Source organism: Okeania sp. SIO2B9, from assembly GCF_010672505.1.
Taxonomy (GTDB): Bacteria; Cyanobacteriota; Cyanobacteriia; order Cyanobacteriales; family Microcoleaceae; genus Okeania; species Okeania hirsuta.
On the sequence record NZ_JAAHGK010001708.1, the window covers coordinates 1 to 1,243 of the forward strand.

A 1,243-nucleotide genomic window follows, 5' to 3' on the forward strand; every position below is an offset into this window, starting at 1 on the left:
TTAACAAATCAAACAAGTTGAATTGTTATCTAGTTAAGAATCTGTGATACAAGAATCTCCCGTTATAATCGCACTTATTTACGGTGAGAGTGTCAAGCTGTGTCCTAACCAATTAGGTCAAGTCAATGAGAAGCCCATTTCTGATTGTGAGATTAGTGTGGGAACTGTTAGCTAACATTCATATAATCAAACCCTTAGATGGCACAAACTTTATTATTTAATGCTCTCCGTGCAGCCATTGATGAAGAAATGACCCGTGACCAGACTGTATATGTTCTTGGTGAAGATGTGGGTCAATATGGAGGCTCGTACAAAGTTACCAAAGACCTTTATGCAAAATATGGGGAACTGCGTGTCCTTGATACTCCCATTGCAGAAAATAGCTTCACAGGAATGGCCATAGGTTCAGCTTTGACTGGGTTAAGACCCATTATTGAAGGCATGAATATGGGCTTTTTACTATTAGCCTTCAACCAAATTTCTAATAATGCTGGAATGTTGCGCTATACCTCTGGTGGTAACTTCAAAATACCATTAGTTATTCGTGGCCCTGGTGGTGTAGGTCGCCAGTTAGGTGCAGAGCATTCCCAAAGATTAGAAGCATACTTTCAAGCTGTTCCTGGTCTGAAAATAGTAGCTTGCTCAACCCCCTACAATGCTAAAGGTTTACTCAAAGCAGCTATCCGTGATGATAATCCGGTCTTATTTTTTGAGCACGTCCTCCTTTACAATCTGAAGGAAGACTTGCCAGAAGAGGAATATTTGTTACCTATAGACAAAGCGGAAGTGGTACGGACAGGAAAAGATGTAACTATTTTGACCTACTCTCGGATGCGTCACCACGTCACCCAAGCAGTAAAAAGTTTGGAAAAACAGGGTTATGACCCAGAGGTAATAGACTTAATATCCCTCAAACCTCTAGATTTTGAAACTATTGGTGCTTCTATTCGGAAAACTCACCGGGTAATTATTGTCGAAGAGTGTATGAAAACAGGTGGTATTGGTGCTGAGTTAATTGCCTCAATTAATGAGAGGTTATTTGATGAACTAGATGCACCAGTTCTACGTTTATCTTCACAAGATATTCCGACACCTTATAATGGTACGCTAGAAAGATTGACAATTGTACAACCAGAGCAGATTGTTGAAGCAGTACAAAAAATGGTGGCAATGCAAGTTTAAGTTGAAGTAATAAGCAAGAAAACTGATGAACTTTTTTGACTTAAATTAACTATAAGGTGAA

At 39.3% G+C, this 1,243-nt stretch carries 1 protein-coding gene; it reads left to right on the top strand.

All coding sequences use genetic code 11. The annotated features are described in order from the left end of the window. The first annotated feature begins 198 nt into the window (after positions 1-198). On the top strand, positions 199-1,182 hold the full coding sequence (locus F6K13_RS33865; RefSeq protein WP_124145681.1) for an alpha-ketoacid dehydrogenase subunit beta: 984 nt from the start codon (positions 199-201) through the stop codon (positions 1,180-1,182). Positions 1,183-1,243 lie beyond the last annotated feature (61 nt).

Excerpts from the sequence above, each read along its gene's own strand:
- F6K13_RS33865 (WP_124145681.1), top strand. The coding sequence starts at position 199 with ATGGCACAAACTTTATTATTTAATGCTCTCCGTGCAGCCATTGATGAA.